Here is a 16188-nt window from a genome sequence, read left to right as displayed (position 1 = left end):
CATATCGTCATGATCGATTTGCTGGATATCGTGATTGTGCTGCTGCTATTTCTGGCGGGTGTATTCTGGTGGAAAACCACCCAGGCCCGTGAACATGCCCAGCGTATTGCACTGACGGCCTGCAATCGCGAAGGTGTGCAATTGCTGGATCAGTCGGTGGCGTTGAAAAGCATGAAAATCAAACGTTCCGCCCGTCGTGGTTGGGTGTTGGTGCGCTATTTTGGTTTTGAATTCAGTTGCACCGGCGATGAGCGTCGTGAAGGCGTGGTGGCGATGATTGGCAATCGCCGCGATTATCTGGTCATGGATTTGCCGCAGCCACTGGTCAGTGTTGACGACGACCTGCCCCCATCATTGCATTAGCGCCAATTCGAGGAATTCATGGCTCTCAAATCCACCATTTTCAAAGCCGAACTGACGGTCAGTGATCTGCTGCGTCACTACTACCAAACCCATGCACTGACCATTGCTTGCCATCCCTCCGAAAATGATGCGCGGATGATGGTGCGGTTACTGGCGTTTGCGCTCAATGCCAGCGAAACCCTGCAGTTTGGTCGCGGTATCTCCAGCGATGATGAACCCGACGTGTGGCAAAAAAATCTGCATGGCGATGTCGAGCTGTGGATTGATCTGGGGCAAGTCGATGAAAAGCGCCTGCGCAAGGCATCGCATCTGGCCGAGCAGGTGAAGGTCTACACCTATCAACCTGCTGCAGCGCAACAATGGTGGAAACAAAGCCAGGACAAATTGCAGCGCCTGGAAAATCTGATGGTGTATGCGCTGGACGATGACTCCGTCGCAGGTCTGGCGCAGATGTGTCAGCGCAGCATGCGCTTGCAGGTTACGTTGGACGAGGATGCGTGCTGGGTGAGCGATGGTCAACAAACGCTGAACGTCGTGCTGACGCGCTGGCAATAATTCAGGCGCTGGGCATGGCTTCAAAATGCAGAAACAACTCTATGTGTGCCAATGTGGATTTAGAATGCAGAGCCTGAAATTTGGGCGAGAGGCTGCGTGCTAAATGAGTCGTTGAGCGGAGTCAGGAAAATTCTGACGCTATTTTGCTGGTTTTACGACGATTTCAGGGTAAAATAGCGCGCTTTGACTCTGCCCGAGCGCACGAAACGACAGCCTGATGGGTCGCTTTTGTCCCTGAGCCTGAATATAACGTATTGTTTTTCTTAAGAATATGTCTGGCGACTTGTGAGTGTTGTCCGTGGCAAGAATTTTTAGTTAATCACCTTTTGAATAGAGTGCAACCATGACTGATCTAAGCAAATACAGAAACATTGGTATTTTTGCTCACGTAGACGCGGGTAAAACCACGACCACCGAGCGTATCCTGAAGCTGACCGGTAAAATCCATAAGCTGGGTGAAGTACACGATGGCGCGGCTACCACAGACTTCATGGACCAGGAACGTGAGCGTGGTATCACCATTCAGTCGGCGGCGGTTTCCTGTTTCTGGAACGGTCACCGTTTCAACGTCATCGACACCCCTGGACACGTTGACTTCACTATCGAAGTTTACCGCTCCCTGAAAGTTCTGGACGGTGGTATCGGTGTATTCTGTGGTTCCGGCGGTGTAGAGCCTCAGTCAGAAACCAACTGGCGCTATGCGAACGATTCACGCGTTGCCCGTATCATCTACGTGAACAAGCTGGACCGTATCGGCGCAGACTTCTACAAAGTGGTTGGTCAGGTGAAGAAAATCCTGGGCGCACGTCCTGTGGTAATGACTCTGCCTATCGGTATCGAAGACCAGTTTTCTGGCGTTATCGACCTGTTGACCATGAAAGCATGGATCTGGGATGACTCCGGTGACCCCATGGCCTACAAGATTGAAGAGATTCCTGCTGAGTACCTGGAAAAGGCCAAGCAGTACCGCGCCGAGCTGATCGAAACTGCGGTTGAGCAAGACGACGAGCTGATGGAAGCCTACCTGGAAGGTAAAGAGCCTTCTGTCGAAGACCTGAAGCGTTGCATCCGTAAGGGTACAATCAAGTTGGACTTCTTCCCGACGTTCTGTGGTTCTTCGTTCAAGAACAAAGGCGTGCAGCTGGTGCTGGATGGCGTGGTTGATTACCTGCCTAACCCGACAGAAGTTGATCCACAGCCTGAAGTTGATTTGGAAGGTAACGAGACCGGTGGTCACGCGATCGTTGATACTTCCTACCCGTTCCGCGCACTGGCGTTCAAGATCATGGACGACCGTTTCGGCGCCCTGACCTTTATCCGTGTTTACTCCGGTACGCTGAAGAAAGGCGACACCGTACTGAATACCTTTACAGGCAAGACCGAGCGTATCGGCCGTATCGTAGAGATGCAGGCCAACGACCGTATCGAACTGGATGGCGCCCAGGCGGGTGACATCGTTGCAGTCATCGGTATGAAGAACGTGCAGACCGGTCACACACTGGCGGATCCAAAGAAACCTGCGACTCTGGAACCGATGGTGTTCCCAGAGCCAGTTATTTCTATCGCCATCGCTCCGAAAGACAAGGGCGCTGCCGAGAAACTGGGTATCGCCATTGGCAAGATGGTTCAGGAAGATCCTTCCTTCCGCGTTGAAACTGACCAGGATTCAGGCGAAACCATCATCAAGGGCATGGGCGAATTGCATCTGGACATCAAGGTCGACATTTTGCGTCGTACCCATGGTGTAGACGTAGTGGTTGGTAAGCCGCAGGTTGCCTACCGCGAAACCATCACCAAGAAAATTAACGACAGCTACACCCACAAGAAGCAAACCGGTGGTTCTGGTCAGTTTGCGAAAATTGACTACACCATTGAGCCAGGTGAGCCAAACAGCGGTTTTGAATTTGCGTCCAAGGTTACCGGTGGTAACGTACCTCGCGAATTCTGGCCAGCGGTTGAAAAGGGCTTCAGAGAGTCCATGGTCAAAGGTGTTCTGGCGGGCTTCCCCTGCTTGGACGTTAAGGTTGCTCTGACAGACGGTAGCTACCACGCGGTTGACTCTTCTGCGATCGCTTACGAAATCGCTGCCCGCGCTGCTTACCGCCAGTCTTTGCCTAAGGCCGGCCCGCAGTTGCTGGAGCCGATCATGAAGGTTGACGTGTTTACCCCAGACGATCACGTAGGTGACGTTATCGGTGACTTGAACCGCCGTCGCGGCATGATCCTGGGTCAGGATACTGCATCTACGGGTGTTCGTATCAAGGCCGAAGCTCCACTGTCTGAAATGTTCGGTTACATCGGTGATCTGCGTACCATGACTTCTGGTCGTGGTCAGTTCTCCATGGAGTTCGCGCGTTATTCTCCATGCCCGAACAACGTGGCTGAAGCCGTTATCAAGGAAACCAAAGAGCGCGAAGCAGCAGCTAAGAAATAACGTTTGCTTCCCGTTTGAGAAAAAAGCCCGCATAGTTGCGGGCTTTTTTTTGGCCTAAACTCAGGCGAAAAAAAACCGCTCATTGGAGCGGTTTTTTTCAGCCAGTGGAAGGCGATTACTTACCGGTTTTGCAAACCAGCTCTTCCATAATCTTACCGCTCTCGACTTCGTCGATGATGCGCTGGTACTCTGGGCTAATTGGGCAGCCGCAAGAGTGTTGTTTGGTTGCGTGCAGGCGAGCCTGCTCGATGTGCCACTGGGCTACTTTCAAGTGTTGGTCAACGTTCATTTGGGTACTTCCTCTTTGGATATGGGGTCAATATCTGAAACGTCTACTATACAGAAAATTGTGCCGAAAAAAAATACCCTAGTGTTTTGCTTAGATTAAGATATTGTGAACTGTTTGGGCCAGAGAGTGGGATTCTGGAGCCATATATGCAGCAAATCGGTGGAAGCTGATCAGTGATGGAAGACAGAAGAGAAGACCGGAAAAACCAAGGAGATGGGGCATGGGGCGACTGTACAAACTCGTGATTGTATTCGCAGTGCTGCTGACCGGTTGCGAGGGCGAATCGGTGGAAACGCTGAAAGTGGGGACCTCTCTGTGGCCTGGCTATGAGCCGCTATTTTTGGGCAAACGCCATGGCCATTTTAATAATTCAGAAATTACCTTTGTGGAGTATCCCGTCCCGGCGGGGGCGGTGCGTGCCTTGATCAATGGCTCTGTTCAGGCAGCCACACTGACCATGGATGAGGTGCTTAAGATCAAAGAGGTTGGCGTACCTATTAAAGTCGTGTTGGTGATAAATATTTCGGAAGGCGGTGACGTTATCCTCGCGCGCCAAGGTATTCGTAGTGTGAAAGACCTGAAGGGCAAAAGGGTGGCGAACGAGGGCTCGGTGTTGGCTCAGTATCTGCTGGCACGTGCGCTGGAAATAAATGGATTGAGTTTGGCGGATATAAGAAGCGTGCGGCTGAGTAGTACCATGCACGAGACAGTGTTTACCGATGGCGGTATTGATGCTGTAGTGACATACGAGCCAGCAAAGACCAAACTGATCAGAAATGGTGCGGCGCAAATATTTTCTTCGGCAGATATTCCGGGTGAAATTGTCGATGTGCTGGTGGTGACAGAAAAATATTTAGCGACACATCCTGAAGTGGTGAAAGATTTGGTTGATGGATGGTACCTATCATTGGCCACATTTGACTCCGATAAGGTGGGGGCAGCTCGGATTATCAACGAGCGAATGCATGTTGGCGAGGCAGCAGTATTGGCCAGTTTTGATGGCATGATCTTGCCTGACAGGAAGCGCACCAATGCGCTGTTGAGTGGTGATGATAGCCATTTGTATGAAAGTTTGCGTGGTTTGGCAAAAACGATGCGTAATCATGATTTGTTAAAGACAAATTTTGATCCTGTGCAGTTGTTGAATAACGACTACGTGAAGTGATTTTCCAGTGTATCAGTTAAAAATAAAACACTTCATTCCCATTACGATGCTGTTGCTGGCAATTATTGCGGGCGTATTTAATTATCTACGTGCTGTTGAAAGTGCCTCAAGCCAAATAAGACAGGCGGCGCTGAATGATTTGCGATCAAATTTGAGCTCCATACAGGAAGCAACCGAAGTATTGCTGAGAACAGGAGACTTGGGAGCAATAAAACTGTATATCGCTTCGCTGGCAACGAAAGAAGGTCACGATATCAGTATTTTGACCGATGCAAGTGGCGCCATCATTTCCTCAACCCGGCTGGCGTATGTTGGGAGTCAATGGAGAGTCATTGATCAACGCTTTGATGAAAATGTTGTTTTGTCAATTTTGAGCGGTCAACAAATCGCTGTCGTTGAAGAGCTCGTTCAAGGCAATAAAAATGGCATGGTGGGATATGTTCGCGTCTGTAGCGGCGAACTGGCGAGTAATGTTGCACTGAAAGCACAGTGCGGTGTGCTCATTCATCAAATAGATATTTCCAAGCAGCTTAAGGGAGCAAATAAACTGGCATTGCAGCAGGTGCTGGAACATTTGATGGGGACAGTGCTGGCATTGGTGTTGTTGATGTTTGTTTTTCATTATGTTTTTACCAGGAGGGTGGAGGCGCTGCTGGGAACGCTGCGGCGTATAGAAAATGGCGAAGAGCGAACTCGATCTGATCTGGCTGGACAGGATGAACTTGCCACGATTTCCGCCGGGCTAAATTCCATGCTGGATAGTGTCAGCGATACAAAAGAGCAATTAAAAAATCGTGAGTATCAGTTGGCGCAAGCGCAGAGAATTGGTCATGTGGGGAGCTGGTTGCTTAATGTTGTGACCAATGAGTTGCAGTGGTCTGATGAGATGTACCGTATTTTTGGTTTAAAGCGGCAGTCGTGGACGGTGACTTTTGAAGAAATTATGCAAAGAATACATCCGAATGACGCGGACCTGCTGGCAGATGCCTTGCAATCGAGCATTCTCAACGAGACCCCTTTTCGTGTTGAGCACCGAATTATTCGACCCTCCGGTGAAATCAGATATTTGGAAACTGTTGCGTTGTTTGGGGCGTCCAACGATGGTCAGATGAGTATGCTGATGGGGGTGTCGAAGGATATCACCGAGCGCAAACAGGTTGAAATTGAATTGATCAGGGCCAAAGAAGTCGCTGAAAAAGCAACGCAGGCAAAGTCGGAGTTTTTGGCGAATATAAGTCATGAGATAAGAACGCCGCTAAATGCTGTTATTAATCTGGCGTATTTAGCCAAAGAGGGGGATGCATCTTCGCGAATCAAGGATTATCTGAACAAAATTGAGGTTTCAGGAAAGAATTTATTGACACTTCTAGATGATGTGCTGGATTTCTCAAAAATAGAGGCGTCCAAAATGGAGTTGGATGAGCATCAATGCAGTCTCGACGAGTTTTTTGATGAGCTGGTTATGTTGTCGGTGTTTAAGCTGAAAGGCAAAGAGATCGAGTTTCTTTTAGATGTTAGTCCAGATGTTCCAAGGGTTATTTATGTTGACTCTCTCCGGCTCAAACAGGTGCTGATTAATCTTATCAATAATGCGATAAAGTTTACCGAGAAAGGAGAGGTGATTCTGTCTGTATCGCAGCATGGATGTGCAGATGGGGAGTGTTGGATGACGTTTTCCGTCAGTGATACAGGCATTGGTATGAGTGACATGGAAACTGGGAAATTGTTCAAGAGTTTTACTCAGGTTGATGGTTCAATATCTCGTCGGTTTGGAGGGACGGGGTTGGGGCTGGCGATTAGTAAAAGCCTGGTTGAATTGATGGGCGGAACGATTTCGGTGGATAGTAAGTCGGGAGAAGGTTCAATATTTAAAGTCGATATTCCAGTAAGGCTGGATGTCGACGTGCAATCTGATGAGTCAGAAGACAAAACTGCACATATGGCTGGACAGAGGGTGTTGCTGATTAGCTATCAGCAGTCTTCCGCAGAGATTATGCGCAAAGCACTTCGGCGACTTGGTGTTGGTTGCGATGTAGTCAGTGATGTAAACGAATTAAATATTTTGGACTTGGAAAGTCATGTCTTAATTTTGGTTGATGTTGTTGACGTGGAAAAGCAGGGAATCCCGATTGTTAATAAATTACGCGCCAGAGCTGGTGAGAAATCTGCAGAGTCAAAGATATTGGTGACTGTCCCATATGGCGATGATCGATTGCGCGACAAATGCTTGGTATCCGGAGCCAATGGTGTGCTGGTAAAACCATATACCCCTAATTCCCTGTATGCATCTTTGAACTTAGCATTATTTGGAGTTGCCAAAATTCAAAGGCAAGCGATAAGAGATTACAAGTTTCCTGTGCGTGAAGAAAAAGACTATCCAAATATTCGAGGTTCTAGAATATTGGTTGTTGATGATAATTCGATAAATCTGCAGGTAGCAGAAGAGTTGTTGCGAACCAAGGGGGCGAATGTGTTTTTGGCGGATTCTGCACTGGTCGCGTATGAATCTCTGCGTCAACACGAAATAGATTTAATTTTGATGGATATTCAAATGCCCCAGGTTTCCGGGCTTGATGCTGCCAGATATATTCTGGATCAGTCTGAATATTGCCATATCCCGATTGTGGCGATGACAGCGCATGCGATGGATGGCGATAAAGATAAATCGTTGGCTGCGGGTATGTGCGAACATGTGACCAAGCCGATTGTTGCGGCTGAATTATATGCGGTACTTGAAGCGTGGTTGCCAGAACGGTCGTATGGTGATGATGCTGCGCCAAACGTTACGGATGGCGGCGATGACGACGAAATTATTGAGTTGCCAGGGATGGATTACGCTGCTGGTTTGGCCAATGTGGCAAACAATGCAGCGTTATATCGTCGGTTGTTAGCGCAGTTTTTTGCTCATCATGTGAATGTTATGAGTGAAATAAACTCGCTTATTGAACGTGGGCGATATAGCGAGGCCAAGGGTATAGTGCATAACGTGAAAGGCGTGGCCGGTAATTTGGGAATGACAAGTTTGTTTGTGGCAGCAGCGATGCTGGAAAAAGCAATCGGCTCAGATCAGGTAGGGTTGCCGGAGGTGATCGGGCGATTTGATCTGGAGCTGGAAAGGGTGCTCTTGGGGTTGAAAAGTCTGCAGCGATCGTCGGATGCCGAGCATTCTGCTGAGTTAGCAGAAGGTGATAGGAATAAGGTCAGGGAAATGATCGCAGAAATTGAGCGGGTAATAGACAAGGATGTCGTCGCTGTTGAAGAAAAGCTCAATGGTGTCGGCTATTTGCTAAAGGGCAGCAGATATTTCGCCGCCTATAATTTGTGTGTTGTCCGCCAGATGGAATTTGATAGTGAAGGTTTACGGAAACAATTGCTGAATTTGAAACGTAGTCTGGAATCTTAGATGACTGACCAAGCTCGTAAAACGATTCTTATTGTCGATGACGTTCCCACCAATATACAGGTGCTTATTTCGGTGCTGCGCAACGAATACAATATTGTCGCTGCGACGGATGGGCAGAAAGCGCTGAGTCTTGCTGCTAAAACGCCGCAGCCGGATTTGATTTTGCTGGATGTGGTGATGCCGGAAATGAGTGGCTACGAAGTTTGCGCCGAACTTAAGCGCAACCCACAAACCAAGGATATTCCGGTGGTGTTTGTTTCCTCGCTGACGGATGAAAATGACGAAGAGACGGGCTTGTTGGCGGGTGGTATCGATTACTTGGTCAAGCCGGTCAAGTCGGCCATTGTTCGGGCCCGAGTGCGAAATTATCTGCGGTTATATGATGTTCAGAGGGAGCTGGAAAGGAATAATCAGCGACTGAAAGAGTCGGCAGCATTGCGTGATCAGGTCGAGGTAATGACCCGGCATGACCTGAAAAGTCCGCTCAACGTGATTTTGGCCTATCCGGATATTTTGATGCTGGAGGGAGGGCTGAGTGATTCCCAGGCAGATGCGCTGAATGAGATACGCAGCGCAGGTTATCGAATGTTAAACATGATTAACCGCTCACTGGATATGTATAAGCTGGAAATGGGCAAATATCGGTTAAATCCTGAGCAGGTGAACCTGGTGGGGGTGCTGTTTTCAGTCCTTGGCGAGATGCAGCGTTATGTGCGGGAAAAGAAGCTGACAGTAAATTTGCTGTGCAGGGGTAAAGTTATTACAAGAAATGACGAATTTAAGGTATACGGGGAGGAGATGTTGTGTCAGATCATATTCTCCAACCTGTTGAAGAACGCGATGGAAGCGTCCCCGGAAGGAGGGGGAGTGCAGGTTGATCTGGACCTGGTTGGGGGTAGGGCGCATGTTCGTATCCACAATCAGGGGGTGGTGCCTGAGGTGCTGAGGGGGTGTTTCTTCGAGAAATTCTCTACGGCAGGGAAAAAAGGTGGCACCGGACTGGGAACATATTCGGCGCGATTGAGTGCTCTGGTACAAAACGGGGACATTTCGATGGTGACGGATGATGTGCATGGCACCGAGTTATTGGTTATGCTTCCAGTCCCGGGTTAATTTATAACTGCATTGATTGGAATGTCCGGCTATAATTTTGATTTTACAGAATTTATGCCGCGTTTATTTAACGAACACAGATGCAAAGACGTATTATGCAAACAAAAAAACTATCCAAGAAATTGTCCTCCCTGTTGTTGATGGTGCTCGTCGCCCTTTCGCTGCCAGTGTTGGCGTTGGATGATGAGAGCTACATTACTGCAGATGAACTACGCTTGCATCTTGACCCTGGCAAATTACACCTGCGCTCCTCTGCTGCGGTGATTTACGATTTACGAGACGGCCAAGTTCTGTTTGAGCGCAACGCTGACGCTCAACGTCCTGTGGCCTCGTTGACCAAATTGATGACGGCAATGGTCGTGTTGGACGCCGGGTTGCCGTTGGACGAAGAGTTGATTGTGACCCGTGCGGATCGTGATACCTTGCGTGGTTCACGTTCTCGCCTGGCGTTCGGAACTCGCCTGACACGTGAAGACATGTTGCTGATTTCTCTGGTCGCGAGCGAAAATCGTGCGGCGGCGGCGCTGGGACGCAATTACCCCGGTGGTATCAAGGGATTTGTGGCGGCGATGAACCAGAAAGCCAAGCAGTTGGGGATGATGCATACCCGTTTCGCGGACGCCACCGGGCTGGATGATGACAACGTTTCCACTGCCCGTGACCTAGTGAAAATGGTTGAGGCGTCGCAGCGTTATCCGCTGATTCGTGAGGCGTCAGTGACAGCCAAGAGCCACGTGACGGATTTACGCTCCAACTGGAAGATCGAATTCATTAACACCAATCGTCTGGTCAGACAAAAGACTTGGGACGTGGAAGTTAGCAAGACTGGCTACATCGTTCCCGCCGGCCATTGTTTGGTGATGAGCGCGATGATTGCCGATCGCCCGGTTGCGGTGGTGTTGCTAAATTCCTGGGGTAAGCAGTCTAAGTTTGGCGATGCCAGCCGAATCAAGAATTGGTTGCTGTCCACAGAAAAACGTGTGGCTCGCGCCCACGGTACGCTGGCCAGTGCCGGTTGATTGGATTACAGGTATGAAAAAGCCGCCTTTGGGCGGCTTTTTTGTTTTATGGTCAGCGGAAAGATCATGGCCAATGGCAATGCTCTGCCGGTCGGGGTTTGCCGCCCTTGGAATGGCTGGGGTGGGCGCCTGTTAATTGATTGAATTTCAAGCATAAAAATTCTATATAGGGATGGCACGAAACCTGAAATCGGATAGTTACGGAGGTGACTGATGATTCAAGGTATTCGTCACTGGGGAGATCAGCTTCCCCTGCCGGACAACGGCAAAAAGCAGCAGGCAAGCGCCTATACGCGCTCATTTCAGGCAGATTTGCTGGCCAGCATGGCATCGACTGCGCCGCAGTCAGGTCAAGCCCTGGACTCTGCGCCAAAGATGGATGGCAACGCCGTGCCGGGCTTGATGCAGGTCAATGTCGATGGCATCGAGAAGGTGTGGGCTGAGCAACTGAGAAATGGGGCGCAGTATCTCAACTTCAATCAGGCCAACGACAAGTCATCGACGTTGTCGGGCGGACTGGGCGGGATGCTGGACTTGTCCTCGCAGATTTATATGTTGCGGGCGAAGAAGAATCTGCAGCACCTGCGACAAAACGTCGGCCTAAATGATCTGATTGGTCAAAATGCCGCCGGTCCGACGGCGGGGGATGGGTTGTCGCAGTCGCTGGCAGCGATTCGTCAGCAATTACAAAACCTGGCCAAGCAGTATGATCTCACGCCAGCCCAGTTGGGTCAGAAGCTGGATTTGCAGGGCTGAAGTGTCAAGCCGCCCAGTAGCGACGAAAAACGGCTGAAACGCAGCATTGTGAGCCGTCATGACATGGCCGGAAGTCTATATTTGTGCGGTCTCGGTCTGGCGGACGGCCGCGACGACACGGTTGCGGCCGGCATTTTTGGCCGCGTACAACGCCTCGTCACAGATTTCCAGCAGTTCGGTGTAGTTTGCCAGGGGCGTCGAGAGTTGGCGCGAACTGGCGACGCCAGCACTGAGTGTAGTGCGTGCTCCGTCAATCTGGAGTGCATGAAAGGCCGTGCAGAGTCTTTCGGCGGCATGCTTGGCATCGTGAATGTTGGCATTGGGCAAAATGGCGACAAACTCTTCGCCGCCCCAGCGGAACAGCGAATCCACATTGCGGAAAGTGTGGCGCATCAGGTCGGCCAGGGCGCGAAGGAAACGGTCGCCCATTTCATGGCCGAAGTTGTCGTTGATGTTTTTGAAGTGATCAATGTCAATGCAAACGGCGCATACTTCGGTGCGGAATCGTGCGCAATAGCGCAATTCTTCTTCGAGCACCTGGGTGAGGTGGCGGCGGTTGTACAAGCCGGTCAGGGCGTCAGTAATGGTCAGGGTGCGCAGTTGTTCTTCGTTGGACTTATGGTCGCTGATATCCCAAACAAAGCCGCTCATGTGCTCTGGTGTGCCATCGCTGGCGAAACCGCAATCACCGATGCAGTGGATCCACTTGCTGTGTCCTGCTGAATGCAGTACGCGGAAGATGCTGTTAAGCATGGTGTGCTTGGTCAGGCAGTCGTTGATCTCGTTCCTGACACGGTTGCGGTCATCGGGATGGATGTACTCCAGAAATCGCTCAAGGGTAAAGTTGTTGCCGTTTCTGAGCAAAAATTCGCTGCGCTCCAGTCCGAGGATGTCGCATAGCTCGGCAGACCAGTTGACGGCGCAGCGCTGCAAATCCATGGACCACAGTCCCAGGCCGGCGGCGCGGATGGCAAAGGGCAGGGTGATGTGCTGGTTGTAGCAGCTGAACACGCTTGAATCAAAGGTGTTTTGCTGATTGAGTAGCTGACGTAGAGTCTGGTTTTCTTGCTGCAGAATGTCGATCCGTGTCTGCAGCTCTTCAAGTGTTTGCTGTGAGTTCATGGCTTTTCTTCTGTTATTTCCTTGCAGCCATGATTCGTCCTTGATACCACCACTCCATGGTCGCTCGTACCTTGGTCCTGATTACCGCTGGACCGAGGGGGGGAATTATATAGCAAAAAGCGCAGTAAAAAACCTGTTTTTAAGGGGGCATTGCCGTGACGGAGCTAAAAAAAGCCGGAAAATCCGGCTTTTTTTGTTAATTGCGGTTGTAACCCAGATTGGGCGCCAGCCACTGCTCGGTTTCCTCGACGCTGCGGCCAATGCGCTGGGCATAGTCGGCCACCTGGTCGCGGTTGATTTTGCCAACGGCAAAATAGCGCGCCTGCGGATGACCGTAGTAGAGGCCGCTGACGGCTGCGGTGGGCACCATGGCCTTGGCTTCGGTCAGCCAGATGCCGGTGTTGGCTTCGACCTGCATCAGATCCCAGATCAGGTCTTTTTCCAGGTGATCCGGGCAGGCAGGGTAGCCGGCGGCCGGGCGGATGCCTTGGTATTTTTCGTGGATCAGATAATCCAGGGTTTCTGCATCCGGCTTGGGCAGCGCAGGCTTCACGCAGCTGCAGCCGTTGCCATGCTCGGAACAGTCTTTGGTTTCATAGCCCCAGAATTCCTGACGCACGCGCAGGTGCATCAATTCGGCAAAGGCTTCGGCCAGACGATCGGCCAGGGCCTTGAGCAGGATGGCGTTGTAGACGTCTTGCTTGGCTTCAAACTCGGCGACCTTTTCGTCGCAGCCAATGCCGGTGGTGACAGCGAAGGCGCCCAGATAATCCTTGTGACCTTGGGGCGCAACGTAGTCGCTCAGGCAGTGGTTGGCCTTGCCCTCAGGCTTCTGCTGTTGCTGGCGCAGATTATGGAAGGTGGTCAGTACTTGGCGGCGTGATTCGTCGGCGTAGATTTCAATGTCATCGCCCACGCTGTTGGCCGGGTACAGGCCGACGATGCCCTTGGCGGTCAGCCATTTTTCACTGATGATTTGCTTGAGCATGGCCTTGGCGTCGGCGAACAGCTTGCGCGCCTCGTCGCCTTTTTCTGCGTCATCAAAAATATTGGGGTAGGAGCCTTTCAGTTCCCAGCTGTGGAAGAACGGCGTCCAGTCAATGTAGGAGGCGATTTCTGCCAGCGAGTAATCGTCGAAAACCTTGGTGCCGGTGAAACTTGGCGTAGTTGCGCGGTAGTTGTCCCAGTCGATGTCGGTTTTGTTGGTGCGTGCCTGTTCCAAGGTCAGCCATTCGATGGCTTTCTGACGTTTATTGAAGTTGTCACGCACTTCGTCGTAGTCGGCATTGAGCTCGGCGACAAACTTGTCGCGCAGTTCCGGTGAAATCAGACTTTGCGCCACGCCTACCGCGCGCGAGGCGTCCTTGACCCAGACGATGGGGTGATCATAGTGCGGATCGATTTTCACCGCGGTGTGCGCTTTGGACGTGGTCGCGCCGCCAATCATCACCGGCGTGGTCATGCCCAGGCGCTGCATTTCCTTGGCGATGTGGCTCATTTCCTCCAGCGAGGGCGTGATCAGGCCGGACAGGCCGATAACATCAACCTTGTGTTTCTGTGCTTCTTCCAGAATGGTGGCGGTGGGCACCATGACGCCGATGTCGATCACTTCGAAGTTGTTGCACTGCAGCACCACACCGACAATGTTTTTGCCGATGTCGTGCACGTCGCCTTTGACGGTGGCCATCAAAATCTTGCCGTTGTTTTCGCTGGCACCTTCAGCTTTTTCCGCTTCGATAAATGGGATCAAATGCGCGACGGCTTTTTTCATGACGCGCGCGGATTTGACCACTTGCGGCAGGAACATTTTGCCGGCACCAAACAGGTCGCCCACGGCGTTCATGCCGTCCATCAGCGGGCCTTCGATTACCTGAATGGGGCGTTCGAATGATAGGCGCGCTTCTTCGGTGTCTTCCACTACGAAGGTGTCGATGCCCTTGATCATGGCGTGCTCAATGCGTTTGCCTACGGGCAGGTTGCGCCACTCCAGATCTTCTTTTTTCGCCTGGGCGCCGTCACCTTTGTACTGGTCGGCGATTTCCAGCAGGCGATCGGTGGCATCAACACGGCGGTTGAGCACCACGTCTTCGACGCGTTCACGCAGTTCGGCAGGCAGGTCGTCATACACGGCCAATTGCGCGGCATTGACGATGCCCATGTCCATGCCGGCCTTGATGGCGTGATACAGGAACACCGAGTGAATTGCCTCGCGCACCGGGTTGTTGCCACGGAACGAGAATGACACGTTGGACACGCCGCCGCTGACCTTGGCGTAGGGCAGGTTCTGCTTGATCCAGCGCGTGGCTTCGATGAAGTCTACGGCGTAGTTGTTGTGTTCCTCAATGCCGGTGGCCACGGCAAAAATGTTCGGGTCGAAGATGATGTCTTCCGGCGGGAAGCCTACTTCCTTGACCAGAATGTCGTAGGAGTTTTTACAGATTTCGGTTTTGCGCGCAAAGGTATCGGCCTGACCTTTTTCATCGAAGGCCATGACCACGGCGGCCGCGCCATATTGGCGAATCAGCTTGGCGTGATGCACGAATTGTTCTTTGCCTTCTTTCAGCGAGATCGAGTTGACGATGCCTTTGCCTTGAATGCATTTGAGGCCAGCTTCGATGATTTCCCACTTGGAGGAGTCGATCATCACTGGCACTTTGCAGATGTCCGGCTCGGAGGCGATCAGGTTCAGGTAGTGAATCATCGCCGCCTTGCCGTCCAGCATCGCCTCGTCCATGTTGACGTCGATGATCTGCGCGCCGTTTTCCACCTGTTCGCGACAGACGTCCAGTGCCTTGTCGAACTGGCCTTCCAGAATCAGGCGTTTGAACACGGCCGAGCCGGTGACGTTGGCGCGTTCGCCGACGTTCACAAACAGGGAGTCTTCACCGATGTTGAACGGCTCCAGACCGGACAGGCGCTGTTCCACCGGGTTGCGGGGGATTTTGCGCGGCGCGATATCGGCAACGGTTTTGGCAATGGCGGCAATGAAGTCGGGCGAGGTGCCGCAGCAGCCGCCGATGATGTTCAGAAAGCCACTTTGTGCCCATTCCTTGATGTGGCCGGCCATGTTTTCCGGGGTGTCGTCATAGCCGCTGGGCGCCAGCGGGTTGGGCAGACCGGCATTGGGATGAGCGGACACGTAGCAATTGGCGACGCGTGACATTTCTGCTACGTACTGGCGCAGCTCTTCGGCGCCTAGGGCGCAGTTCAGGCCGATGGAAATGGGCTCGGCATGGGCCAGCGAGTTGTAAAACGCTTCGGTCACCTGGCCGGTCAGGGTACGACCGGAGGCATCGGTAATGGTGCCGGAAATCATGATGGGCAGGCTGGTGCCGCGTTCGGCAAACACGGCTTTGACGGCAAAGATCGCCGCTTTGGCGTTCAGCGTGTCGAAAATGGTTTCGATCAGGATGGTGTCGGCACCGCCGTCCATCAGGCCGCGCGTGGCTTCGCTGTAGTCGGCGACCAGTTGGTCAAACGTAACGTTGCGCGCCGCCGGGTCATTCACATCGGGGGAAATGGTGGCGGTCTTGTCCGTTGGGCCCAAAACACCGGCGACAAAGCGTGGCTTGTCCGGGGTGGTGTAGGCGTCACAGGCTTCGCGCGCCAGACGGGCGCCGGCGACGTTAAGTTCGTAGTTCAAGGATGCCAGACCATAGGCATGCAGCGTGGTGGCATTGGCACCGAAGGTGTTGGTTTCGATGATGTCGGCACCGGCGGCCAGATAGTCGCAGTGGATTTCCTTGATGACTTCCGGTTTGGTCAGCAGCAGCAGGTCGTTATTGCCCTTCAGATCCTGCGGCCAGTCGGCAAAACGGCTGCCACGGTAATCGGCCTCTGTCAGCTTGTAGCGCTGCACCATGGTGCCCATGGCACCGTCGAGGACAAGGATACGTTGTTTTAGGGCTTTTTCTAGCTGACTCATCGACCTGCAAATCCCGGAATAATCAAGATAAAGCGCGCATTTTA

Annotated in this window: 11 protein-coding genes; 8 read left to right on the top strand and 3 right to left on the bottom strand. The window is 51.9% G+C overall.

Annotated features, from left to right (window positions below):
* Window positions 1-9 precede the first annotated feature (9 nt).
* The 3 genes from OEW58_04195 to fusA all read left to right on the top strand — a co-directional run bounded on the left by OEW58_04195 (window position 10) and on the right by fusA (window position 3352).
* A complete protein-coding gene (locus OEW58_04195; protein MDH5300542.1) occupies window positions 10-363 on the top strand; it encodes a DUF3301 domain-containing protein in 354 nt (117 codons plus the stop codon).
* An 18-nt stretch (window positions 364-381) separates the two neighbouring features.
* Window positions 382-918: a YaeQ family protein gene (locus OEW58_04190; GenBank protein ID MDH5300541.1), complete on the top strand. Its 537-nt coding sequence runs from the start codon at window positions 382-384 to the stop codon at window positions 916-918.
* Window positions 919-1261: 343 nt separating this feature from the next.
* Complete coding sequence (gene fusA / locus OEW58_04185) at window positions 1262-3352, top strand: elongation factor G (GenBank protein MDH5300540.1); 2091 nt, start codon at window positions 1262-1264, stop codon at window positions 3350-3352.
* Between the two features lie 115 nt (window positions 3353-3467).
* On the opposite strand, the gene OEW58_04180 is transcribed toward fusA, so the two are convergent.
* On the bottom strand, window positions 3468-3641 hold the full coding sequence (locus OEW58_04180; protein MDH5300539.1) for a hypothetical protein: 174 nt from the start codon (window positions 3639-3641) through the stop codon (window positions 3468-3470).
* Between the two features lie 220 nt (window positions 3642-3861).
* Between OEW58_04180 and OEW58_04175 the strand changes: the two genes are divergently transcribed.
* From OEW58_04175 to OEW58_04155, 5 genes are all read left to right on the top strand, one after another.
* Window positions 3862-4806, top strand: a complete 945-nt coding sequence (locus OEW58_04175) for an ABC transporter substrate-binding protein (protein ID MDH5300538.1) — start codon at window positions 3862-3864, stop codon at window positions 4804-4806.
* 7 nt (window positions 4807-4813) lie between these two features.
* Entirely contained in the window at window positions 4814-8209 is a 3396-nt protein-coding gene (locus OEW58_04170) for a response regulator (GenBank protein MDH5300537.1), read from the top strand.
* Complete coding sequence (locus OEW58_04165) at window positions 8210-9322, top strand: hybrid sensor histidine kinase/response regulator (protein ID MDH5300536.1); 1113 nt, start codon at window positions 8210-8212, stop codon at window positions 9320-9322.
* Window positions 9323-9417: 95 nt separating this feature from the next.
* Window positions 9418-10341 (top strand): D-alanyl-D-alanine endopeptidase, encoded by a 924-nt coding sequence (gene pbpG, locus OEW58_04160; GenBank protein MDH5300535.1) that lies wholly within the window; start codon window positions 9418-9420, stop codon window positions 10339-10341.
* Window positions 10342-10554: 213 nt separating this feature from the next.
* Window positions 10555-11097 carry a hypothetical protein gene (locus OEW58_04155; protein ID MDH5300534.1) on the top strand — a complete coding sequence of 181 codons (543 nt, stop codon included), beginning with the start codon at window positions 10555-10557 and terminating at the stop codon, window positions 11095-11097.
* Between the two features lie 75 nt (window positions 11098-11172).
* On the opposite strand, the gene OEW58_04150 is transcribed toward OEW58_04155, so the two are convergent.
* Window positions 11173-12219 (bottom strand): sensor domain-containing diguanylate cyclase, encoded by a 1047-nt coding sequence (locus tag OEW58_04150; GenBank protein MDH5300533.1) that lies wholly within the window; start codon window positions 12217-12219, stop codon window positions 11173-11175.
* Between the two features lie 196 nt (window positions 12220-12415).
* Complete coding sequence (gene metH / locus OEW58_04145; GenBank protein ID MDH5300532.1) at window positions 12416-16144, bottom strand: methionine synthase; 3729 nt, start codon at window positions 16142-16144, stop codon at window positions 12416-12418.
* Window positions 16145-16188 lie beyond the last annotated feature (44 nt).

It is taken from the genome of Gammaproteobacteria bacterium, assembly GCA_029884425.1.
In the GTDB taxonomy this organism is placed as follows: domain Bacteria; phylum Pseudomonadota; class Gammaproteobacteria; order S012-40; family S012-40; genus JAOUHV01.
The sequence above is the reverse complement of the archived record's forward strand: the minus strand, read 5'-3'. Positions and strand labels throughout refer to the sequence as shown.

What these genes read in the sequence shown, in the direction of transcription:
- OEW58_04195 (MDH5300542.1), top strand. Translation starts at nt 10, where the DNA reads ATGATCGATTTGCTGGATATCGTGATTGTGCTGCTGCTATTTCTGGCG.
- OEW58_04190 (MDH5300541.1), top strand. Translation starts at nt 382, where the DNA reads ATGGCTCTCAAATCCACCATTTTCAAAGCCGAACTGACGGTCAGTGAT.
- fusA (MDH5300540.1), top strand. Translation starts at nt 1,262, where the DNA reads ATGACTGATCTAAGCAAATACAGAAACATTGGTATTTTTGCTCACGTA.
- OEW58_04180 (MDH5300539.1), bottom strand. Translation starts at nt 3,641, where the DNA reads ATGAACGTTGACCAACACTTGAAAGTAGCCCAGTGGCACATCGAGCAG.
- OEW58_04175 (MDH5300538.1), top strand. Translation starts at nt 3,862, where the DNA reads ATGGGGCGACTGTACAAACTCGTGATTGTATTCGCAGTGCTGCTGACC.
- OEW58_04165 (MDH5300536.1), top strand. Translation starts at nt 8,210, where the DNA reads ATGACTGACCAAGCTCGTAAAACGATTCTTATTGTCGATGACGTTCCC.
- pbpG (MDH5300535.1), top strand. Translation starts at nt 9,418, where the DNA reads ATGCAAACAAAAAAACTATCCAAGAAATTGTCCTCCCTGTTGTTGATG.
- OEW58_04155 (MDH5300534.1), top strand. Translation starts at nt 10,555, where the DNA reads ATGATTCAAGGTATTCGTCACTGGGGAGATCAGCTTCCCCTGCCGGAC.
- OEW58_04150 (MDH5300533.1), bottom strand. Translation starts at nt 12,219, where the DNA reads ATGAACTCACAGCAAACACTTGAAGAGCTGCAGACACGGATCGACATT.
- metH (MDH5300532.1), bottom strand. Translation starts at nt 16,144, where the DNA reads ATGAGTCAGCTAGAAAAAGCCCTAAAACAACGTATCCTTGTCCTCGAC.